Origin of the sequence: Burkholderia sp. RF2-non_BP3 (genome assembly GCF_001522185.1) — a bacterium.
Taxonomy (GTDB): domain Bacteria; phylum Pseudomonadota; class Gammaproteobacteria; order Burkholderiales; family Burkholderiaceae; genus Burkholderia; species Burkholderia diffusa.
Genome location: NZ_LOSU01000012.1, coordinates 87,336 through 108,273, shown reverse-complemented (window position 1 = coordinate 108,273; position 20,938 = coordinate 87,336). Strand labels below are relative to the sequence as shown.

The window sequence follows — 20,938 nt, the reverse complement described above, 5'->3', positions numbered from 1 at the left end:
ATGACCCAATCGACCGCCACGCCGTTCAGCGCACTGCCGCTGACGCCCGCCACGCTCGCGAACCTCACGCAGCTCGGCTATGTCGACATGACGCCGATCCAGGCCGCGAGCCTGCCGATCGCGCTGGCCGGCCAGGACCTGATCGCGCAGGCGAAGACGGGCAGCGGCAAGACCGCCGCGTTCTCGCTCGCGCTGCTGGCGCGCCTCGACGCGCGCCGCTTCGACGTGCAGGCGATGATCCTGTGCCCGACGCGCGAGCTCGCCGATCAGGTCGCGCAGGAAGTGCGCCGCCTCGCGCGCGCCGAGGAAAACGTGAAGGTGCTGACGCTGTGCGGCGGCACGCCGATGCGGCCGCAGGCGCAGAGCCTCGAGCACGGCGCGCATATCGTCGTGGGCACGCCGGGCCGCATCATGGATCACCTCGACCGCGGCAACCTGAAGCTCGACGCGCTGAACACGCTCGTGCTCGACGAAGCCGACCGGATGCTCGACATGGGCTTCTTCGACGACATCGCGAAGGTCGCGCGGATGTGCCCGACGACGCGCCAGACGCTGCTGTTCTCGGCGACCTATCCGGACGGCATCGCGAAGCTGAGCCAGCAGTTCCTGCGTAATCCGAAGGAAGTGAAGCTCGAAGAGCGCCACGACGACAGCAAGATCCGCCAGCGCTTCTACGAAGTGACGGAAACCGAGCGGCTGCACGCGGTCGGCCAGTTGCTGAACCACTACCGGCCGGTGAGCACGATCGCGTTCTGCAACACCAAGCAGCAATGCCGCGACCTGCTCGACGTGCTGCACGCGCAGGGCTTCCACGCGCTCGCGCTGCACGGCGAGCTCGAACAGCGCGAACGCGACCAGGTGCTGATCCAGTTCGCGAACCGCAGCTGCTCGGTGCTGGTCGCGACCGACGTCGCCGCGCGCGGGCTCGACATCGCGCAGCTGGAGGCGGTGATCAACGTCGACGTGACGCCCGACCCCGAAGTGCACGTCCACCGCATCGGCCGCACCGGCCGCGCGGACCAGGAAGGCTGGGCGCTGAGCCTCGCCAGCATGGACGAGATGGGCCGCGTCGGCGCGATCGAGCAGGCGCAGAAGCGCGACGTCGAATGGCATCCGCTCGCGGAACTGAAGCCGGCCGGCAACGACACGCTGCTGCCGCCGATGGAAACGCTGCAGATTCTCGGCGGCCGCAAGGACAAGATCCGTCCGGGCGACGTGCTCGGCGCGCTGACCGGCGACGCGGGGTTCGACGGCAAGCAGATCGGCAAGATCAACGTGACCGAGTTCTCGACCTACGTCGCGATCGAGCGCGGCGTCGCGCGCGACGCGCTGCGCAAGCTCAATGCGGGGAAGATCAAGGGCAAGCGGGTCAAGGTCCGGTTGATGGACGAGGAATGACCTGAAGTAGCGCGGCTGCCACGGCAGCCGCGCCGCCGCATCACGCCAGCTCGGGATACCCGTGCGCGGCCGCGTCCCGCGCGAGATCGGCAATCGTGTCGTAGGCAGCCGGTGGCAGGCGCTCGAACCCCTTCAGGCGCAGTGCGGTCGCCCGATCCGCATCGACCGCGACCGCGTGATCGAGCGCATCCTGCAATCCCTCCACGAGGCTCCCGTTCAGCGCCTTCGATGCAATCAACGGCAAGCCCGGCGCCGACGCCGTCATGCCGATGATCCGGATGTCGTTCAACAGCTCGGGCAGTGCGTCACGCACATACGCGAACGTCACGCAGTCGATCGCCGCGCAATCGGCAGCGCCTGCCGCCAGCGCGCGCAGCACATTCAGGTGCGAGCCGAACGACACGACCGAACCGAAGAAGCGCCCGTCGTGCGCATGCGGCGCGACCGCGTGCCGGAACGCGTTCATCCCGCTGTGTGAATCCGCGCCGTTGAATGCGGCCCGCAATCCGCGACAGGCAGCCAGCGTCGTCGCCCCGCCCGCATGCACGCGCGCCGACGCCACCAGCACACTGCTGTAACGCGCGCCGTCGCAGCCGGGCACATCGAATGCCGGAGTCGCGATCAGGTGAACGGCATCGCGCAATCCGAGCATCCGGTACGGATAACCGCATGTCTGCGACAACAGCAAGTCGCTGCGGTGCCACAGCGCGTGCAGATCTCCGAACGGTTCGTCGAGCAGCGCGACGCCGGACGGCCCGCCGTGACGCGCGAATGCATCGAGTGCGTCACGCAGCAACGCGTGCCACAGTGCGGCGTGGCGCGGCGTCACGTTATACATCGGCAGTCCGGCGATCCATGGGCTCATGTGCGCATTCTACGCATCGGCGGTGCGTTGGAGAAAGCCCGTTCGCCCGGGTTTCGCACAGGTCCGGCACGCGCCTGGGCGCGGTCAATGCTTATCGGTCGCGCAGCGATAAGCAAATGCAAATTGCTTGGTTGGCCTGACTACGCGAGCCGGTTAGCGTTCCAGTGTCGCGACGCCGTCGCAAGCCGCTCGCCGTAGCGGTCGACTGCGAGTCGCGACGCAAGTCGGCCACCTGCATCGCGGCCCGCAACGGCGCGATCGTCCGCTACCCGTTACCCGTGCAGCACCCGTATCACCCGCTACATCCCGCCCCAGCACCATGGCCGAATACTTCGACGTCGACCACGCGCGCGCGATCGCCGCACTCGACGCCCGCTTCACTGCCCGCACCGAGTGGCCGACGTGGCTGCTGGTCGTCGCGATCTACGGCGGCTGGCTCGCCGTGCTGCTGCTCGTACGTGCCGAGCGCCTGTCGCTCGCGGCCGCGACACCGCCGCTGATCCTGCTCGGCGCGTGGCACATGTCGCTGCAGCATGAGCTGCTGCACGGCCACCCGACGCGCTCTGCGTTCGTGAACCGGCTGCTCGGCTATCCGCCGTTGACGATCTGGTATCCGTACACGCTTTATCGCGACACGCACCTCGACCATCACCGCGACGAGGACTTGACCGTGCCGGGCGTCGACCCGGAAACGAACTACGTATCGCGCGCGCAGTGGGCGCGGTTGCCGCGCTGGCGTCGCGCGCTGACCGTTGCGCGCACCACCTTCGTCGGACGTCTCGTGTTCGGGCCGCCGGCGAGCGTCGCCGCGATGTTCGCCGACGCATTCGCGGCGTTCCGGCGCGGCGACTTCCGCTATCTGCGGATGTGGGTGACGCACGCCGTCTGCGTGGGCGCGCTACTCGCATGGCTGCAGCGGGCGATCGGCGTGCCGTGGTGGTACTACCTGCTGGCCGTCACGTGGCCCGCGCTGTCGCTCGCGATGATCCGTTCGCTGTTCGAGCACCGCGCCGCGCGGCATCCGAAGGCGCGCATCGTCATCAACGAGGCTGGCTTCGCGATGCGGCTGCTGTACCTGAACAACAACTATCACCTCGTGCATCACGACCTGCCGAGGCTGCCGTGGTACGACCTGCCGCGCGCGTACCGGATGCGGCGCGACGCGTATCTGGAGAAATGCGGCGGCTTCGTGATCCGCGGCGGCTATCGCGAACTGCTGGCGCGCCACGCGTGGACGCCGACCGACGGGCCCGTGCATCCGTTCGACCACGGCACGGCGTCGCTGTCGACGGGCAGCGGTGCGAAGGTCGCCGCGGTCGACGGGTATCTTCAGATCAGTACGTAACGCTTGAGCGGGTCGCGCTGCGCCGGGAAGGCGCCCGCTGCGGCGACGCCCGCGCAAGGCCGCGCGGCTGCCGCGACGCGCATTGCTTACGAAAAGCCGACAACACCGATCCTCATCGGCAAATTGCCAATTTCGGCGGCAATGCCCAGAATGACGGATCGTCCGGGGCCTCCAACAATCATTCGCCCCGGCTCAGCCTCCCGGCCGCGCGCCGCACTCCCCTACGACGATGCAACCGAACACCTCGCCCGGCGCGATCCGCTCGATCGGCAACGACTGGTCCGTCTCCGCGGTCACCGCCGGCTTTCTCGCGGTGCTGATTTCCTACGCGGGCCCGCTCGCGATCTTCTTCCAGGCGTCGCAGGCCGCGCATGTATCCAATGAGATGGTGGCATCGTGGGTCTGGGCGATCTCGATCGGCGCGGGCGTGTCGGGCCTCTTCGCGAGCTGGAAACTGAAGGTGCCGATCGTGACCGCATGGTCGGCGCCCGGCACCGCGCTGCTCGTCGGCCTCTTTCCGCAACTGACGCTGAACCAGGCCGTCGGCGCGTACATCACGGCCGCGTTGATCATCCTCGTGATCGGCATCACCGGCTATTTCGACCGGCTCGTGCGCCACATTCCGCGCGGCATCGCGTGCGGGATGATGGCCGGCATCCTGCTGCCGTTCGGCATGCATGCGTTCTCCGCCGCGACTGCGCAGCCGGTGCTCGGGTTCGGGATGATCGCGGCGTACGTGATCTTCAAGCGCCTGCTGCCGCGCTACAGCATCGTGCTCGTGTTGCTGACCGGCGCCGCGCTCGCGACGCTGCTCGGGATGGCGCATCTCGGCAACGTATCGCCGAGCATCGCGCGGCCGATCTTCATCGCGCCCGAATGGACGCTCGGCACCACGCTCAGCCTCGCGCTGCCACTCGTCGTCGTGAGTCTCACCGGCCAGTTCCTGCCCGGCATGACGATCCTGCGCGTCTCGGGCTATCACACGCCGGCGCGGCCGATCATCACCGCAACCAGCGTGATGTCGCTTGTCGTCGCGTGCTTCGGCGGGATCACGATCGTCGTCGCGGCGATCACCGCGGCGCTGTGCACCGGCAAGGATTCGCACGAGGATCCGGACCGGCGTTATATCGCGGGCATCGCGAACGGCGCGATCTACCTGATCGGCGGGCTCTTCGCGGGGACGATCGTCACGCTGTTCTTTGCACTGCCGAAGGCTTTCGTCGCGATTCTCGCCGGGCTCGCGCTGATCGGTGCGATCGGTGCGAACGTACACGGGATCTTCGAGGATGAGGATCATCGCGAAGCGTCGGTGATCACGTTCCTCGCGACTGCGTCGGGGATGACTTGGCTCGGGCTCGGGTCCGCGTTCTGGGGGATCGTGATCGGGTCGCTTTCTTATGCGGTGTTGAGCAGGGTGCGGCGGCAGGCGTGATGCGCGACACGCGTCGCCGCCGCTGTCATCGCACGTGCTGCCGCACCAGTTGCGCGAGCGCATCGGTCAGCGTCGTCTTCCCGTAAAACCGCTCCGACACACCAGCCTCGACGTCGATCTGCCCCGCGTTGTGCACGTCGTACAGATCGACGATCAGCTGCGCATGTCGCTCACTGAGGCCCGCGCGCAGCAGCGTCGCGGTCCATGCGTCGCGCGGCAGTTCGCGCGCGACGATCTCGCGGTCCGCGGCTGCGCCGAGCGTCTCCGCGATGTCCCGCGCGCTCACGCGCCGCGGGCCCTCGATGCTGACGATGCGCGGCCCGTTGCCGGTTTCCGCGGCATCGAGCAGCAGCCGCGCCGCCGCGACGCCCACGTCGGGCGCCCACACCATCGGAAACACCTTGTCGACCGGATGGTGAAAACTCGGCAGCACGCCGGTTGCAAGCGCGGCCGGCAATACGCGAGTCCAGTTCTGCAGATGTTCTGCCGAGCGCAACAGCGTCAGTCGGGTCGTGACCGTCTTCAACTTCTCTTCCAGCAGATGAAACAACCGCGTGATGCCCGTGTTGCCGTCAAGTTCCGCGCCATAGTCCGACAGCGTAAGCAGTGCCGGCGGCGGATTCGCGGCGAGTGCGCCGGTCACGACGTCGAGCGTGCGCGCCATCGTCGCGGCCGGGTCGCCGTCGGCGACAGGCACCGGACACAGCATCTGCACGGCTTGCGCGCCGTCGATCGCCGTGGCGATCGCACCTGCATCCGTCAGGTCGGCGATCGCCACTTCGCAGCCGAGTTGCGCGAAACGTTCGCGATGGCGTGCGTCGCGCAGCACGGCGCGCACGGGATGGCCTGCGTGGCGCAGGGTCGTCACGGTCGACGAGCCGACGTTGCCTGATGCTCCGAAAATCACGAACACGATCCGCTCCTGGAGGATGAAGGTGCAGTGATTGTCGGCGTGCGCGAACGCGAAGGCGCGCAGGTGCGGATGATGCGAACAGGAAAGGATGACGGAATGCCGGGCCGCGCACGGATCGCACGGCCCACCGGTTCGTCAGCGGCTATCGATCCGACGCCGACGCATCGTCCTCCCCGTCATAAGCCAGCCGGAGCCCGCCCCGCGCCCCGGACCGCGCGACCTCCGTCGGCGTCGCGCCCAGCACGCGATTCATCCAGTTCGCCATATGGCTCTGATGTGCGAACCCGGCTTCGAGCGCGATCTGGCTGATGCTGAGCCGGCCTTCGAGCAGCAACGCCTTCGCGCGCTCGACCCGGCGTCGCACCACGTACTGATGCACCGGCATCCCGAGCGTCTCGCGAAACAGCACCTTGAAATGCGGCACGCTGATCGACACCAGCGCCGCAAGCTCGGCAAGCGTCATGCGGCGTTCGAGGTTGGCCTCGACATAGTCGATCACGCGCGCCGCCGCCTTCGGCGCGAGCGTCCGCCGGCGCTCGCGGAACACGGGCTGGCCATCGACCAGTCGCGCGACGAGCGCCGTGCACAGGCTCTCCGCGTAGAGCGGGTCGGACGCGTCTTCCGCCTCGAGTTCGGCGGCCATCGCCCACGCGATGTGTTGCAGGCGCGGATCGCGCACCTGCAGCCGCCGGCGGATCTGCGCCTGCGACGGCTTCAGCTCGAGTTGCTCGAACGTGCGCCGCACGAACGTGTCGCTGAGCATGACGTGCAGGATCCGGCAGTCGGCGCTGTCCGTCCATTGGCCCGGCAGGCCGGCGGGAATCACGTCGATGTCGCCGTGCGCCTGGATGCGCGACACGCGCTGGCCGTCGCACACGCAATCCGCGCGCACGGGCGAGCCGATATGCACGCCGATGCGGTGATGATCGGCCGCCGGAATCCGGTACGTACCCGCGCGAATCTCCAGCAGCGACGCGCCGAAGCCGCGCCAGCCGAGCCCACGGCTGGAGCGCAGGCTGACCGGCACGCCGTTGTCGGTCGGCGCGGCGAGAATCGGATCGCTCATGGTTCTTCTCCACCAGATCGTGGGTCGAACGCGCATTGTGACGCTTTTTCCGGCCGCTTGCCGGGCGCGCGCCGCCATTCCCGCAACGAGCAGAAAAAGATCATCCGTTCCTGCTCCGTCGCATCCTTGCGTGCGCGCCGACGGGCGCCGCGGCGCTTACGATGGGCTTCATCCGACACCTACGGAGACCGTCATGCCCCATTCCTGCCCATTGCGCGCGGCGTTCATTCCCTCTTCGCCGTCCCGGACAGCCCGCCGTCCCGACGGCCCCGCTCCCCGCAACGACCGGATCGCCTTCGCCGCGCGATGCCTGCGCATGCTCGGCTGGTACCGCCTCGAACGGCTGCTCGCGTCGATTCCCGACAGCAACGACGACTTCGGGCTCGTTTGACCGACGGCACGCACGGCTCGCGCACGCCGCCCGCGTCCCGGCGTGCGCCTACTTGCGCCGCCGCTCGTGCGGCGCGACCGTCGCGCCGTCGATCACCGGCGCGCCCTGCTTGATCAGGAAGTCGCGAAACAGCCCCGTCACCTGCGAGATCCGCCGGTCGGCGAGCGTGACCACATACCATTCGCGCTCGATCGGGTTGCCCGGAAACGGCAGTTGCCCGAGCAGCCCCGTGCGCAATTCGAGTGCACACGCGTGCAACGACAGGAACGCGACGCCGAGCCCCGCTTCGGCCATCTGCTTGATCGCCTCGTTGCTCGACAGTTCGGAGCCCACATGGAAGCGGTAGCCGGCCGTCTTGAACAGGCTCTCGACGGTCGAGCGCGTGCCCGCGCCGCGTTCGCGCACGAGCAGATGCGCGGATTCGAGATCCTTCAGCGCGACGCGCTTGCGCCGCATCAGCGGATGGCCCGGCGCCGCGACGAACACCATCGGATGCTTCGCGAACTCGACCGCGTGCGTGCGCAGCTCCTTCGGTGCGCTGCCCATCACCGCGAGATCGATTTCATGCGTCGCGAGCATGCGGATGATGTCGTCGCGATTGCCGACCTTGAAATAGGTCTTCACGTGCGGTCGCGTCGCGGTGAATTTCACCAGCAGCGGCGGAATCAGGTATTCGGCCGTCGTGATCGCGCCGATCCGCAGCGTGCCGCCGAGGTCGCCCGTCAGCGCGGCCACTTCGTCGCCGGCCTCGCTCCATAGATGCAGGATCTCGCGCGCATAGCGCGCCACGATTTCACCGGCGGCAGTCAGCTGCACGCCGCGCCCCACCCGCTGCAGCAACGCGGCGCCCACCGCCTCCTCGAGCAGGCGAACCTGCAGCGACACGGCCGGCTGCGTCAGGTTCAGCTCCTCGGCCGCGCGCGACACGCTGCCGAGCCGCGCGATCATGTCCAGCGCCTTGAGCTGCCGGAACGTCGCGGTCTTTCCTATAAGTGAATACATATGAGTCGCTTATAAACATTAAATTGTTCGCGTAGGTTCAAAACTATATCGTCGGTTCTTGAGCAATGTCATCCGAATCGTCATCAGCGGGAGCCACAACATGGACCACATCACGCCTACCCTTGCAACGGATCGCGCACCGCGCGTGCCGCGCATCGTGATCGTCGGCGGCGGCGCCGGCGGCCTGCAGCTCGCCACGCGTCTCGGCGACACGGTCGGCCGCCGCGGGCAAGCCGACGTCGTGCTCGTCGACCGCTACCCGACGCACTTCTGGAAGCCGCTGCTGCACGAAGCCGCATCCGGCCATCGCGATCCGGCCTCGCACACGATCGAATACGCGGCGCAGGCGAAGCGCCACGGCTTCCGCTTCGTGCAGGGCGCGTTGCAGCAGGTCGACCGCGCGGCACGCACGGCGACGATCGCGCCGGTGCAGGACGCGGACGGCACGGAGATCCTGCCGCAACGCGAGCTCGGCTACGACGATCTGGTGCTGGCCGTCGGCAGCGTGACGAACTTCTTCAACGTGCCGGGCGCCGCGCGGCACGCGCTGCCGCTCGAAAATCTCGACCAGGCCGAGGATTTCCGCCGCAAGTTCCTGGCCGCCTGCACGAAGGCGAACCACCTGGCCGAGCAGCAGCCGGCGCACCGCGCGGCACCGATCTGCATCAACGTGATCGGCGCGGGCGCGACGGGTGTCGAACTGGCCGCGGCGCTGCGCCACGCGATCCAGCAGCTGACGACGTATCGCTTCAAGGCGCTGGTGTCCGCGCGCGACGTGCACATCCGGCTGATCGAAGGCGGCCCGCGCATCCTGCCGGCGCTCGACGCAAGGCTGTCGGCCAGGATGCACGCGCAATTGCGCACGCTGAACGTCGACGTACTGACGGATACACGCGTCGCGGAAGTGGGCGCGGACGCGGTCATGACCGCGACGGGCGAGCGGCTTGCGAGCGACATCACGATCTGGGCGGCCGGCGTCGCGGGCCCCGCGATCCTGCGGGAACTGGGCGACATCGCGCTCAACCGGTCGAACCAGGTGATCGTGACCGACACGCTGCAGACGCCCGACGATCCGCACGTGTATGCGTTCGGCGACTGCGCTGCATGCCCGTCGGCCGATGCGAGCGGTTTCCTGCCGCCGCGCGCGCAGGTCGCGCACCAGCAGGCCGTGTATCTCGGCGATGCGCTCGCGCGGCGCCTCGCCGGCAAGCCGGTGTCGGGCTTCACGTTCCGCGATGCGGGCACCGTCGTGTCGCTCGGCCAAGCGGGCGCCGTGTATCAGGCCGACCTCGGCGTGCGTTCGCGCTCGCTGATCGTCGACGGGCTCGCCGCGATCGGGCTGTACAAGTTCCTGTACCGCAAGCATCTGTTCAGCGTGTACGGACTGAAGCGCGCGCTGTTCCAGTCGCTGAGCCACTGGCTGCAAAGCCGCAACCAGCCGTCGATCAAGCTGCACTGATCGCCGACCGCCACGCGGCATCGCAAGACGGCGTATCGGGCGCATCTCGCCCCATACGCCGTTTTTTCATCTGCACACATCGGGTGCATTCATTTCGTGCGCGCCTTTGGTGCATCACGTCGAAGCGCGTCGATACGATGCAGATCATCCGGAAAACACGCCCTCACATGCATCCCGCGCCAGCGCTGGCTCAGCGCCCCATTCATTAGTCGAATCGTATGAGTCGGATATAAATATTAATTGGTCGCATATTCCGGATCGACGCTAATGTGTGCGGCATTCCCGTCCGCGAACGGATCGTCACGTCTCAGGAGAGGAATCACCGTGGTCATCGAAGCCATCGTCACCCGTCTCGACGCCGCATTCGCTCAGATCGAAGCGACACCGGATTCCCACGAATCGCGCAACCAGCGCGATGCGATCATCCAGTGGCTCGACAGCGCGTCGGAGCAAGGATATCGACTCGGTCTCGTCACGACGCTGCCTGCCGCCCGGCTCAGCGACATGTTCGAAGGCCAGTTCGGCCGCGCGAACCTCGACCGCTTCTCGGTCGTCGTGACCGACGCTCATCAGAAGGACTCCGTAGCAAATCAGCATCCATTCGACGTCGCGCTGCAGGCGCTGGGCGTGCCGCCCGAGCGCGCGGTGGCCGTCGCGAGCAGCGAACCGGAACGCCGCGAAGCCGAGACGTTCGGCCTGTCGCGTTGCGTGCGCATCACCGACACGATGCGCTCGATCGCATCGGCAGACCTGCACTGACCTGAGCACCTGCATACGCGCATCGAAACGGCTCGCGGTTCATCGTGAAGATGCTGCGCATCGCACGCGAGTCGGATTTTCAGGCAGCGTGCGATGGCTCGACGATTGCCGCGCGAAGCCACGTCTACGATTGCAGGAAATTGAAGTGCTGCTACGGCTGTCCGTGACGCGTCGTCAGTCCACCGGGTAGTCGAGATCGTGCCAGCGCTTCGCCGATTTCCCACCCGAGCCGAGGTGACCGCCGGGGAAGCGCATCACGGCAATCGCGTGAAGCGCCTTCTCGTCGAGCGCGGCGTCGCCGCAACTGCGCCTGACCTTGAGATCGCGGACACGCCCGTGCTCGTCGAGCCAGACACGCACGATCACGCGCCTTCTCGACGTGCCGTTCTGCACGCCGCGTGACAGCAGGCGGTCCATCAGCGACATGAGATTCTCCGTGAAGGTCGAATGCGTCGGTTATCGCGGCGTCAATGCTGGACGGCCGCGGTTTTGTGCGCCGTCCGCACGGCCTTCGGCTTCGCGACGACGGGCGCCTTCGGATCGATGCCGACCGCATGCTCGACCTTGCGGGTCTTCGCGGGCGCCGCGTGCGCCTTCGACACGGGTTTCGCGTCGGCGTGCGCCGCGGCCGGCGCATTCGACCGCGAAGAGCCGGTTTGCCGCCCCGGCTTCACGGCCGTCACACCGCTCGCCGCCACGGGCGAATGCTTGATCTGATGTGCGTATTCCTTGACGTCGTGGTCGCTCATCCACGATTCCGTATAGGCCGCCGACGCGGGCTGCGACAGGTTGAGATACGCGACCGATGCGACGAGAAAGGCACGAATTTGCGTGCGACGATTGAATGCGGTAATGACGAATGCTCCTTGCGAACTGGCTCGACGCCCGGTATCGGCGCCGTCGTGGCGGCACGATAAATGAGCGCATTCGGCATCGCAAGCGTCTGACGAGTGATCCAAACGATTCTTGACGTTTGAACGATCGATCCGGTGCGCGAGACCGCTCACGCAGCGCGTTCGAACGCATCGGACATGCCCATGTCGTCGCGCCTGCGGGGCCTCGGCGGCTTGCCGAACTTGGGCCCGCCGGCGGTGTCGAACGTGCATCGCCGGAGAATCACATGAAACGCGCCGCTCCTTTCGCCATCCTGATCCTGCTTGCCGCCGTCGGCTTGCCGGCGGTCGCCGGCACCGCGACGGACAATGCCGCCGCGCCGGTTGCGCAGCAAGCGAGAAACTGCGTGCCGTCCTCGACGTCCGCCGGCACCGCGCCCGGCTCCCGCGCGGCATCGAAGGCGCCGCCGATCCGCATCTGCGTCGGCGATTCCGATACGCAGCTGAACCTGCCGTGGTTCCTGACCGACGTCCTCACCGCCGTGGACACGCATCAATCGCCCCGCGACCTGCTCCACAAGATGCGCAACGACTTCTGAAGCACGGCCGCCGGAAATGACGCGCGGCGCAAATATTTCTCACCAAGCATCAATCTCGATATTTATCTACATTTTGGGTAGCAATATTTCGTAATAAGGTGGGACACGCCTTATACTTGCCGCGCACCATCCTCGTGCCAAGAGACGGTGACTTCTGTCCCGGCTGCATACCGATGCGGCCGGGTTTTTTTTGGGCGTGCGATACCGATATACATGCGTTGTCGATGTATGTTACGAGAAAGCGCCTCGAATCCTGTGCTCGCCGCGCTGTCGCTTCGTGCGTTTCGCGAGCGTAGAATCGATTTGCGTCCCGATATGGGCGCGAGCCGCGGTGCCCCGGCCAGGCACGGCGAATGCCTCGCGCCAAGCCATCGACCGGTTCGACCTGCATTCACATGCGCACAACAACAAGTACGACCCGAGGACCCGCCGCGCTCGCACCGCGCCCGAAGCCCGCGTTCCAGCGCAGCGGCGCGTGGCCGCATGTCGTCTTTCCCGGCGCCCTGATCGTCTGCATTCTCGTGTTCATGCTGGCGCTCGTCGTTGCAGGGCGCCTGGCGCGCGACTCGATTGCACGGCACGAACGCGACGTCGCGAACGACATCGTGATATCGGTCGACCGCATCCTCGACGGGATTCGCTCGCGGCACCCGAATGAGCTGAACGCGCTGGTCGGGCGGCCCTGCACGACGATCTTCAGGACGCTCGCCGAAGTAGGCACTCACCTGCGCTATCTTCGGGCCGTCGGGCTGGCGAACGGCGGTCGCGTCACGTGCTCGTCGGCGCTGGGCGCGATCGACGTCCCGCTCGACGCGTACATTCACGCGCCCGCGCCGGGGATGACGGCCATCACGCTGCTTCGGCAGACGCCGTTTCAGCAGAACGTTCCGGTGCTGGCGGCGTTTCGCGCGACCGCGCCCGACTCCGGCGTCCTTTATGTGGTCGAGGGCGACTATGTGGCGGACATGCTCGCGCACGGGACCCGCTTCGGGGCGGAAACGGCCACGCTGTCGATCGAGGGTGCGGGCAGCATCGATCAGCATGGCGCGTTCGTGCCGTCATTCGGCGCGGCGCCGGCCACCGGCAGCAAGATCGCGTCGAACGCCTGGCCGTTCACGGTCTCCGTCACCTCGGCGGAACCCTACGTTTCGCAGGTGCAGCGGCGCTACCGACTCATCTGCCTGACGATCGCGCTGCTGGTCAACGGCCTCGTCGCGGCCGCATACCTGCTCGCAATAGCGCCGCGCCGGCTGTTGCTGAAGGCCGTTCGCAATGCGCTGAAGCGCAACGAATTTCATGTCGTCTACCAGCCGATCGTCGACGTCGAAACGCGCCGGACCGTCGGCGTCGAGGCGCTGCTGCGCTGGCACCATCCGAAATGGGGAGCCATCAGTCCGGCCGTGTTCGTGCCGCAGGTCGAGTCGAGTGCGGTCCTGCCGAAGGTGACCGAGTTCGTGCTTCGGACGGCCGTGTCGGAGCTGACCGCACTCGCGCCATCGATGCCGCTGCGCATCGCGATCAACGTCGCGCCGAAGGATCTCGAACGCGCCCGCTTCGTGTCCGTCGTCGAAGACACGATCGGCCGGCTTCCACCGGGTTGCACGCTGGTGCTCGAAGTGACCGAGCGCATCCTGCTCGAGAAGAATCCGCGCACCACCGAGATGTTCGCCACGCTGCGCGCGAAAGGCGCGAAGTTCGCGATCGACGACTTCGGCACGCATCACAGCAACCTCGACATGCTGTCGCGCTTTCCGTTCGACTACGTGAAGATCGATCGACAGTTCATCTCGCAGCTCACGACGGGCAACGCGAAACTGATCGAAGGGATCGCGGCGGTCGCGCACCATTACGGCCTGAAGATCATTGCCGAGGGCGTGGAGACGGAAGAGCAGCATCGCGCGCTGCATGCGGTCGGGATTCAGTACGCGCAGGGTTATCTCTATCAGCGGCCACGGCGAGCGGAACACCTGAAGCGGAATTTCGCGCCGATGCCGGCTTGAATGCCGCAGCGGCGCGGAACGCTCGGCAGACGAATACGTGACGCACACGCGTCGTCCGGTCTGCACGCGGTCGATGCGCTGCGTGGCGGATCGCGCGGCGGCTTCCTGCCACCTGATGCCATCGACGCGCCCTTCGGCGGGAACCGCGCGAGAGGCGCTAAAATCCGCCGCCTGGGCATCCACGACGAGCAAGCGTTTTGACGGCGTTCGAGCAGGGTTTCATCCTCACCCGCCACTGGCGGGACACCGCATCCGGCATCGAGATCGAGTTCTGGCTGGCAACCGAACACGGTCCGCGCCGCGTGCGGCTGCGCCCGCAGGAAGCCGTCGCGTTCGTGCCGGCCGAGCAGCAGGCGCTCGCCGAACGCGCGCTCGCCGGCGAACGCGATGCCGAACTGCGCCCGCTCGCGCTGCGCGACTTCCGGCAGCGCGCGGTGGCCGGCCTCTACTGCCGTCGCTACCGCCACCTGTCCGGCCTCCAGAAACGCCTCGCCGCGGCCGGCGTCGACGTCTACGAAGCCGACGTGCAGCCGCCCGATCGCTACGCGATGGAGCGCTTCATTACCGCACCCGTGCTGTTTCGCGGCACGGCCGGCCGCGACGGCACGCTGACCGACGCCGAACTGAAACCCGCGACCGACTATCGGCCGGCACTGCGCTGCGTGTCGCTCGACATCGAGACGAGCGTCCACGGCGAGCTGTATTCGATCGCGCTCGAAGGCTGCGGACAGCGACAGGTCTACATGCTCGGCCCACCGAACGGCGACGCGCCGGCCATCGACTTCCGCCTCGACTACTGCGACAGCCGGGCCGAGATCCTCACACGCCTCAACGACTGGTTCGATGAACACGATCCCGATGCGGTGATCGGCTGGAACCTCGTGCAGTTCGACCTGCGCATCCTCCATGCGCATTCGGAGCAATACGGCGTGCCGCTGAAGCTCGGCCGCGGCGGCAGCGTGCTCGAGTGGCGCGCGCACGGCCAGCAGCCCGACCATTTCTTCGCGGGCGCGGCCGGCCGCCTGATCCTCGACGGCATCGACATGCTGAAATCGGCGACGTGGACGTTCCCGTCGTTCAGCCTCGAATACGTGTCGCAGTCGCTGCTCGGCGAAGGCAAGTCGATCGACAACCCGTATCAGCGAATGGACGAGATCCAGCGCCGCTTCGATCACGACAAACCCGCGCTCGCGCGCTACAACCTGAAGGACTGCGAACTCGTCACGCGCATCTTCGACAAGGCCGACCTGCTGTCCTTCGCGCTCGAACGCGCGACCGTCACGGGCCTCGCGGCCGATCGCACCGGCGGCTCGGTCGCCGCGTTCACGCACCTGTACCTGCCGCGCATGCACCGGCTCGGCTACGTCGCGCCGAACCTCGGCGACGTGACGGGCCAGAACAGCCCCGGCGGCTTCGTGATGGATTCGCGGCCCGGGTTGTACGACTCGGTGCTCGTATTCGATTACAAGAGCCTTTATCCGTCGATCATCCGCACGTTCCTGATCGACCCGGTCGGGTTGATCGAGGGGCTCGCGCATCCGGGCGACGACACGTCGGTGCCGGGCTTTCTCGGCGCGCGCTTCTCGCGCACCGCGCATTGCCTGCCCGACATCGTGCGGCGCGTGTCGGAAGGCCGCGACGAAGCGAAACGCCAGCGCAACGCGCCGCTGTCGCAGGCGCTGAAGATCATCATGAATTCGTTCTACGGCGTGCTCGGTTCGACCGGCTGCCGGTTCTTCGATCCGCGCCTCGCGTCGTCGATCACGATGCGCGGCCACGAGATCATGCATCGCACGCGCGAGCTGATCGAGGCGCAGGGCTACGAAGTCATCTACGGCGATACCGATTCGACCTTCGTCTGGCTCGGGCGCGAGCACGATGACGACGCGGCCGCCGCCAAGGGCCGCGCGCTCGTCGACCACGTGAACCGCTGGTGGCAGGCGCACCTGCGCGATCGCTTCGGGCTGGAAAGCGCGCTCGAACTGCAGTACGAGCGGCATTACCGGCGCTTCCTGATGCCGACCGTGCGCGGCGCGGAGGAAGGCAGCAAGAAGCGCTACGCGGGCCTCGCGCTCGCGGCGAACGGCGGCGAGGACCTCGTGTTCAAAGGGCTCGAAACCGTGCGCACCGACTGGACGCCGCTCGCGCAGGCATTCCAGCGCGAACTGTACCGGCGCGTGTTCAAGCGCGAGCCGTACCAGGATTTCATTCGCGACTACGTGCGCCGCACGCTGGCCGGCGAATACGACGCGCAACTCATCTATCGCAAGCGCGTGCGCCGGCCGTTGAGCGAATATCAGCGCAACGTGCCGCCGCACGTGCGCGCCGCGCGGATCGCCGACGAATTCAACCAGGCGCGCGGCCGGCCCCTGCAATACCAGCGCGGCGGCTGGATCAGCTACGTGATGACGACGGCCGGCCCGGAGCCGCTCGAAACGATGCGTTCGCCGATCGACTACGCGTTCTACGTGAGCCGTCAGTTGCAGCCGGTCGCCGATGCGATCCTGCCGTTCCTGCGCGACGATTTCGAACGCGTGATCTCGGGGCAGGGGCAGTTGTTCTGAGCTTGCCGCGCGGCGTGCACGGCTCCCCGAGCCGTCCGCCCCGCCGCCGGCCACGGAGATGCCGGCTAAAATACCGGCCTGCCGCGCCCCCTTGCCGCGGCCGGAGGAGATTCATCATGACCGCACGTCGCGGTGCCGCGGTCGCCATCGCGCCCGGTCACGAGACAGCCAGCCTGTCGAAAGCCCAGCAAACCTTCAATACGCTCGTCGAGCACATCGAAAAGCGGCGCGAGCGGCTCGGCGCGTGGGAAGCCGTGATGCCGGCGTTCCAGAAGAAGTTCGTCGACGGGCTGTTGCCGCTCGAACAGGAAGCGACGGCGCTGCGGATCCGGCTGATTCATCTGCTCGACGACACGTTCCTGCGAAAAGGCTTGAGCAAGGCCGAGCAGCGCATGCTGTCCGACCTGATCGCCGACATGGCGCGCGACCTGCTGAACGTCAGCGACGACGCGGCGTTGAAGGTCATTTTCAACCGGCACGCGGAATCGGCGCACGTCGGCAACGTCGCGGCCGAGCCCGAGCCGACGGAACCGGAACCGGAACGGGAGCCCCAACCGCAATCGCAACCGGCCGAGGATCTCGACTCACTGTCGCCCGACGAACTCGCCGAACGGATGCAGGCCGAACTCGACGCACAGTTCGAGCGCGACATGGCCGCTCACGCGGCCCGCGAGGCCCAGCGCGCAAAACGCAAGAAATCGCCGAAGCAGTCGGCCGCGCAGGCCAAGATCGAGGCCGAGCAGGCCGAATCGAACAAATCGATCCGCGAGATCTATCGCAAGCTCGCGAGCGCGCTGCACCCCGATCGCGAAACCGATCCGCAGGAACAGCAACGCAAGACCGCGCTGATGCAGCGAGTCAACCGCGCTTACGAGAAGGGCAACCTGCTGCAACTGCTGGAACTGCAGCTGGAGATCGAACAGATCGATCGGCGCGCGATCGACGGCCTCGGCGAAGCGCGGCTCGCGCGCTACAACGGCATCCTCGAGGAACAACTGCGCGAACTCGATCAGGAGATCCGGCACGTCGAGAACGATTTTCGGCGGAGCTACGGCATCGCGTCGTCCACCAAGGTCGCGCCCGATACGGTCCTGCGCATGCTCGCGCGCGACATCGCCGGCATGCAGCGCAGCAACCAGGACCTGACCGTCGCGCTGCGCGAATTCGAGGATCCGGATCAGGTCAGGGCCTGGGTGAAGGACATGAAGCGCCGGTCCGCATCGTCGCGCTTCGACGACGATTCGTATTGAGCCGGCACGCGCGGGCGCACGCCGCGCCCTTCACTGCGGCTCGCCCATCCCGCCCATCAGCATCATCAGTTGCTCACGCAGCCACCGACTGCCCTGATCCTGATCGGCGCTGCGATGCCAGTAGCAAAAGTATTCGAGCCCCGGCATCTCGAACGGCAGTTCGAGAATTCGCGCCGGGTAACGCTGCAGCAGCCTGAGCGGCGCCGTCAGCGCGAGATCGCCGCGCATCGCGATCAGCGGCGCGACCATGTAGTGCTGCACGCGCATCTGGATGTTGCGGCGCAGCCCGAGGCGCGTCAGTTCCGCGTCGACGTGCCCGCTGCCCTTGCGGCGGCTCGACACGTGGATGTGCCCCATCGACAGGTAGTCGTCCATGGTCAGCGTGTCGCCCTTGAACGGATGATCGTCGCGGATCATGCACGCATAGCGGTCGCGCACGAGCAGCGCCTGGTGCAGGTGCGGATCGCCGATCAGCGGCGCGTCGATCGCGATGTCGACGGAGCCGTTCGCGAGCGCGGTCGCCACTTCGCGGCGGTCCATCGTGTAGCTGCGCACGTGCATGCCGGGCGCATGCGTCTGCAGCAGTTCACCGAGCGCGGGCAGCAGCAGCGCCTCGGTCAGGTCGCTCATGCTGAGCCGGAACACGCGCTCCGACGAAGCGGGATCGAACACGTCGCCTTCGTGCGCGCTCGAATCGAGCAGTTGCAGCGCCTCGCGCACGCGACCGACGATGTTTTCGGCCATCGGCGTCGGCATCATCCCGGCCGGCGTGCTGACGAACAGCGGGTCGTTCAGCGTCTTGCGCAGCCGCGCCAGCGCGTTGCTGACGGCCGGCTGCGTGAGGTTCAGCACCTCGGCCGCGCGCGTCAGGTTGCGCTTGTTGTAGATCGCCTCGAATACGACGAACAGGTTCAGATCAATCTTCGAAAGGCGCATCGCCGGATCTCCTTGCCGGCATCTTAATACGGCATGCGTCTCCCGCTCCGCCACGTCGCCTCCCCGCGCGGCGCGCGGCTCAACCGCGCGGCGGCCGCGTCAGGTACGGCTCGGTCGAACCGCGCACGGCGTCCTTGATTTCCATGCGCGCGATCGCCTGCAGATGCACCTCGTCCGGGCCGTCCGCGAAGCGCAGCGCGCGGCCCCAGGTCCACAGGTCGGCGAGCGGCGTATCGGGGCTCAGGCCCATCGCGCCGAACACCTGCATCGCGCGGTCGCACACGTCCGTGTAAACGGTCGGCACGAGCGCCTTGATCATCGAAATTTCCTTGCGCGCCGCCTTCGCGCCGACCTTGTCGATCATCCATGCGGCCTTCAGCACCAGCAGGCGCGCCTGATCGATCTCGATTCGCGAGCGCGCGATCCATTCGCCGATCGTGCCGTGCCGGTTCAGCGGCTTGCCGAACGCCTCGCGCGACTGCGCGCGGTCGATCATCAGTTCCAGCGCGAGTTCGGCCGCGCCGATCGAACGCATGCAGTGGTGAATCCGGCCCGGCCCGAGGCGCGCCTGTGCGAGCGCGAAGCCGCTGCCTTCGTCGCCGAGCAGGTTGCGCGCCGGCACGCGCACGTTGTCGAACGTGATCTCGCAATGCCCTTCGGGCGCGTAATGATTGACCACCGTGATGTTGCGCACGACCGTCACGCCCGGCGTGTCGCGCGGCACGAAGATCATGCTCTGCTGCCGGTGCGACTCCGCGTCGGGATCGGTCTTGCCCATCACGATGAAGATCCTGCAATTCGGATGCGCGGCGTTCGTGATGAACCACTTGCGGCCGTTGATCACGTATTCGTCGCCGACGCGCTCGATGCGCGTCGTGATGTTGGTCGCATCCGACGACGCGACGTCGGGCTCCGTCATCGCGAACGCCGAACGGATCTCGCCGCGCAAGAGCGGCAGCAGCCACTGTTCGCGCTGCTCGGGCGTCGCGAACATGTGCAGCAGCTCCATGTTGCCGGTGTCCGGCGCGTTGCAGTTGAACACCTCCGATGCCCAGCCCACGCGCCCCATGATCTCGGCGAGCGGCGCGTATTCGAGATTCGTCAGCCCGGTGCCCGGCTCGTCGTCCTTCAGGTGCGGCAGGAACAGGTTCCACAGCCCTTCGGCCTTCGCGCGCGCCTTGAGCGTCTCCATGAACGACACGGGATACTGCCCCGCATGCACTTCCTCGTTCCACTGCCGGATGCGCGGCACGATGTGCGCGTCCATGAACGCGCGCACGCGCTCGCGCAGTTCTTCCACTTTCGGGGTGTAGCCAAAGTCCATGATCGACTCCTCGAGATTTTCGTGTTCCGTTCGTTCTGTTCAGAAGGCCGACACACCGCCGTCGACGGCGACGGCCTGCCCGGTCAGATAGGTGTTTTCCTTCGCGCACAGCGTGAGCATCGTCGCGACGATTTCCTCGGGGCGGCCGAGCCGTTTCATCGGCGAGCCCTGTGCGAGAAAATCCTGGCGATCGCCGATGTCGCTGTCGGTGACCATCGGCGTCGTGCTGTAGAACGGGCAGACCGCGTTCACGCGAATGCCGTGCCGCGCGTATTCGAGCGCGGCCGTCTTCGTGAGCCCGACCACGGCGTGTTTCGACGCCGCGTACGCGGCCAGCTTCGGCGCGCCGCCGAGCCCGGCCATCGACGCGACGTTCAGGATCACGCCTTCGCGCTGCGCGAGCATCTGGCGAATCTGGTGCTTCATTCCGAAGAACACGCCCTTCGCGTTCACCGCGAAGCTCAGGTCGAGATCGGCTTCCTCGGTCTCGATCAGCGCCTTCAGCGGCGGGGCGATGCCCGCGTTGTTGATGCCGACGTCGAGCCGCCCGAAGCGCGCGACCGCCGCCTGCACCAGCGCCGCGACCTCCGCTTCGATGCGCACGTCGCAGCGCTGCGCGATCACGTCGGCGCCGGCCGCGCGCAGCGGCGCGGCCACGTGTTCGAGCGCGGCCTCGTTCAGGTCGCCGAGCGCGAGCCGCGCGCCCATCGCGGCCAGCTCGCTCGCGAGCAGCGCGCCGAAGCCGCTCGCGGCGCCAGTGATCATCACGGCCTGCCCGGCGTAGCTGTCGAGTTTCATCGCG

General features: G+C 67.2%; 19 protein-coding genes. 10 read left to right on the top strand and 9 right to left on the bottom strand.

Features of this window, described 5'->3' with window-relative positions; all coding sequences use genetic code 11:
* A complete protein-coding gene (dbpA, locus tag WS45_RS05900) occupies positions 1 to 1,398 on the top strand; it encodes an ATP-dependent RNA helicase DbpA (protein ID WP_059533646.1) in 1,398 nt (465 codons plus the stop codon).
* Positions 1,399 to 1,438: 40 nt separating this feature from the next.
* Here dbpA and WS45_RS05895 read toward each other — a convergent pair whose 3' ends face one another.
* Positions 1,439 to 2,263 (bottom strand): phosphate/phosphite/phosphonate ABC transporter substrate-binding protein, encoded by an 825-nt coding sequence (locus tag WS45_RS05895; RefSeq protein ID WP_059698745.1) that lies wholly within the window; start codon positions 2,261 to 2,263, stop codon positions 1,439 to 1,441.
* A gap of 319 nt (positions 2,264 to 2,582) precedes the next feature.
* Here WS45_RS05895 and WS45_RS05890 point away from each other — a divergent pair, with 319 nt between their 5' ends.
* A complete protein-coding gene (locus WS45_RS05890; RefSeq protein WP_059533643.1) occupies positions 2,583 to 3,608 on the top strand; it encodes a fatty acid desaturase in 1,026 nt (341 codons plus the stop codon).
* Between the two features lie 229 nt (positions 3,609 to 3,837).
* A complete protein-coding gene (locus WS45_RS05885; RefSeq protein WP_059698743.1) occupies positions 3,838 to 5,040 on the top strand; it encodes a benzoate/H(+) symporter BenE family transporter in 1,203 nt (400 codons plus the stop codon).
* Positions 5,041 to 5,065: 25 nt separating this feature from the next.
* Here WS45_RS05885 and WS45_RS05880 read toward each other — a convergent pair whose 3' ends face one another.
* Positions 5,066 to 5,953: an NmrA family NAD(P)-binding protein gene (locus tag WS45_RS05880; RefSeq protein ID WP_059698741.1), complete on the bottom strand. Its 888-nt coding sequence runs from the start codon at positions 5,951 to 5,953 to the stop codon at positions 5,066 to 5,068.
* 142 nt (positions 5,954 to 6,095) lie between these two features.
* A complete protein-coding gene (locus WS45_RS05875; RefSeq protein WP_059698739.1) occupies positions 6,096 to 7,019 on the bottom strand; it encodes an AraC family transcriptional regulator in 924 nt (307 codons plus the stop codon).
* 193 nt (positions 7,020 to 7,212) lie between these two features.
* Here WS45_RS05875 and WS45_RS05870 point away from each other — a divergent pair, with 193 nt between their 5' ends.
* Positions 7,213 to 7,410, top strand: coding sequence for a hypothetical protein (locus WS45_RS05870; RefSeq protein ID WP_059698737.1), 198 nt, complete (start codon positions 7,213 to 7,215; stop codon positions 7,408 to 7,410).
* A gap of 48 nt (positions 7,411 to 7,458) precedes the next feature.
* Here WS45_RS05870 and WS45_RS05865 read toward each other — a convergent pair whose 3' ends face one another.
* Positions 7,459 to 8,412, bottom strand: a complete 954-nt coding sequence (locus tag WS45_RS05865) for a LysR family transcriptional regulator (protein ID WP_059698735.1) — start codon at positions 8,410 to 8,412, stop codon at positions 7,459 to 7,461.
* A 100-nt stretch (positions 8,413 to 8,512) separates the two neighbouring features.
* Here WS45_RS05865 and WS45_RS05860 point away from each other — a divergent pair, with 100 nt between their 5' ends.
* Entirely contained in the window at positions 8,513 to 9,871 is a 1,359-nt protein-coding gene (locus WS45_RS05860) for an NAD(P)/FAD-dependent oxidoreductase (protein ID WP_059692603.1), read from the top strand.
* Positions 9,872 to 10,195: 324 nt separating this feature from the next.
* Entirely contained in the window at positions 10,196 to 10,630 is a 435-nt protein-coding gene (locus WS45_RS05855; protein ID WP_059698733.1) for a phosphatase, read from the top strand.
* A gap of 174 nt (positions 10,631 to 10,804) precedes the next feature.
* On the opposite strand, the gene WS45_RS05850 is transcribed toward WS45_RS05855, so the two are convergent.
* Complete coding sequence (locus WS45_RS05850) at positions 10,805 to 11,056, bottom strand: energy transducer TonB family protein (protein ID WP_059447486.1); 252 nt, start codon at positions 11,054 to 11,056, stop codon at positions 10,805 to 10,807.
* A gap of 41 nt (positions 11,057 to 11,097) precedes the next feature.
* Entirely contained in the window at positions 11,098 to 11,379 is a 282-nt protein-coding gene (locus WS45_RS05845; protein WP_059533626.1) for a hypothetical protein, read from the bottom strand.
* Between the two features lie 371 nt (positions 11,380 to 11,750).
* Between WS45_RS05845 and WS45_RS05840 the strand changes: the two genes are divergently transcribed.
* The 4 genes from WS45_RS05840 (at position 11,751) to WS45_RS05825 (ending at position 17,876) form a co-directional block, all read left to right on the top strand.
* The gene (locus WS45_RS05840; RefSeq protein WP_059698731.1) at positions 11,751 to 12,062 is read left to right on the top strand and encodes a hypothetical protein; all 312 of its coding nucleotides are present in this window, start codon (positions 11,751 to 11,753) and stop codon (positions 12,060 to 12,062) included.
* 353 nt (positions 12,063 to 12,415) lie between these two features.
* On the top strand, positions 12,416 to 14,062 hold the full coding sequence (locus WS45_RS05835) for an EAL domain-containing protein (protein WP_059698729.1): 1,647 nt from the start codon (positions 12,416 to 12,418) through the stop codon (positions 14,060 to 14,062).
* 197 nt (positions 14,063 to 14,259) lie between these two features.
* The gene (locus WS45_RS05830; RefSeq protein WP_059698727.1) at positions 14,260 to 16,626 is read left to right on the top strand and encodes a DNA polymerase II; all 2,367 of its coding nucleotides are present in this window, start codon (positions 14,260 to 14,262) and stop codon (positions 16,624 to 16,626) included.
* Positions 16,627 to 16,742: 116 nt separating this feature from the next.
* Positions 16,743 to 17,876 carry a J domain-containing protein gene (locus tag WS45_RS05825; RefSeq protein WP_059698725.1) on the top strand — a complete coding sequence of 378 codons (1,134 nt, stop codon included), beginning with the start codon at positions 16,743 to 16,745 and terminating at the stop codon, positions 17,874 to 17,876.
* A gap of 30 nt (positions 17,877 to 17,906) precedes the next feature.
* Here the strand turns inward: WS45_RS05825 and WS45_RS05820 are convergent, their stop codons facing one another.
* The 3 genes from WS45_RS05820 to WS45_RS05810 all read right to left on the bottom strand — a co-directional run bounded on the left by WS45_RS05820 (position 17,907) and on the right by WS45_RS05810 (position 20,934).
* On the bottom strand, positions 17,907 to 18,812 hold the full coding sequence (locus tag WS45_RS05820; protein WP_059698723.1) for a LysR family transcriptional regulator: 906 nt from the start codon (positions 18,810 to 18,812) through the stop codon (positions 17,907 to 17,909).
* Between the two features lie 79 nt (positions 18,813 to 18,891).
* On the bottom strand, positions 18,892 to 20,136 hold the full coding sequence (locus WS45_RS05815; protein ID WP_059698721.1) for an acyl-CoA dehydrogenase family protein: 1,245 nt from the start codon (positions 20,134 to 20,136) through the stop codon (positions 18,892 to 18,894).
* Between the two features lie 39 nt (positions 20,137 to 20,175).
* Positions 20,176 to 20,934, bottom strand: a complete 759-nt coding sequence (locus WS45_RS05810) for an SDR family NAD(P)-dependent oxidoreductase (protein WP_059698719.1) — start codon at positions 20,932 to 20,934, stop codon at positions 20,176 to 20,178.
* Positions 20,935 to 20,938: the final 4 nt, after the last annotated feature.

Bases quoted from the DNA above. Each gene is read 5' to 3' on its own strand.
- WS45_RS05835 (WP_059698729.1), top strand. From the start codon at position 12,416: ATGCCTCGCGCCAAGCCATCGACCGGTTCGACCTGCATTCACATGCGC.
- WS45_RS05885 (WP_059698743.1), top strand. From the start codon at position 3,838: ATGCAACCGAACACCTCGCCCGGCGCGATCCGCTCGATCGGCAACGAC.
- dbpA (WP_059533646.1), top strand. From the start codon at position 1: ATGACCCAATCGACCGCCACGCCGTTCAGCGCACTGCCGCTGACGCCC.
- WS45_RS05845 (WP_059533626.1), bottom strand. From the start codon at position 11,379: ATGAGCGACCACGACGTCAAGGAATACGCACATCAGATCAAGCATTCG.
- WS45_RS05810 (WP_059698719.1), bottom strand. From the start codon at position 20,934: ATGAAACTCGACAGCTACGCCGGGCAGGCCGTGATGATCACTGGCGCC.
- WS45_RS05815 (WP_059698721.1), bottom strand. From the start codon at position 20,136: ATGGACTTTGGCTACACCCCGAAAGTGGAAGAACTGCGCGAGCGCGTG.
- WS45_RS05875 (WP_059698739.1), bottom strand. From the start codon at position 7,019: ATGAGCGATCCGATTCTCGCCGCGCCGACCGACAACGGCGTGCCGGTC.
- WS45_RS05825 (WP_059698725.1), top strand. From the start codon at position 16,743: ATGACCGCACGTCGCGGTGCCGCGGTCGCCATCGCGCCCGGTCACGAG.
- WS45_RS05840 (WP_059698731.1), top strand. From the start codon at position 11,751: ATGAAACGCGCCGCTCCTTTCGCCATCCTGATCCTGCTTGCCGCCGTC.
- WS45_RS05820 (WP_059698723.1), bottom strand. From the start codon at position 18,812: ATGCGCCTTTCGAAGATTGATCTGAACCTGTTCGTCGTATTCGAGGCG.
- WS45_RS05860 (WP_059692603.1), top strand. From the start codon at position 8,513: ATGGACCACATCACGCCTACCCTTGCAACGGATCGCGCACCGCGCGTG.
- WS45_RS05870 (WP_059698737.1), top strand. From the start codon at position 7,213: ATGCCCCATTCCTGCCCATTGCGCGCGGCGTTCATTCCCTCTTCGCCG.
- WS45_RS05850 (WP_059447486.1), bottom strand. From the start codon at position 11,056: ATGTCGCTGATGGACCGCCTGCTGTCACGCGGCGTGCAGAACGGCACG.
- WS45_RS05865 (WP_059698735.1), bottom strand. From the start codon at position 8,412: ATGTATTCACTTATAGGAAAGACCGCGACGTTCCGGCAGCTCAAGGCG.
- WS45_RS05890 (WP_059533643.1), top strand. From the start codon at position 2,583: ATGGCCGAATACTTCGACGTCGACCACGCGCGCGCGATCGCCGCACTC.
- WS45_RS05895 (WP_059698745.1), bottom strand. From the start codon at position 2,263: ATGAGCCCATGGATCGCCGGACTGCCGATGTATAACGTGACGCCGCGC.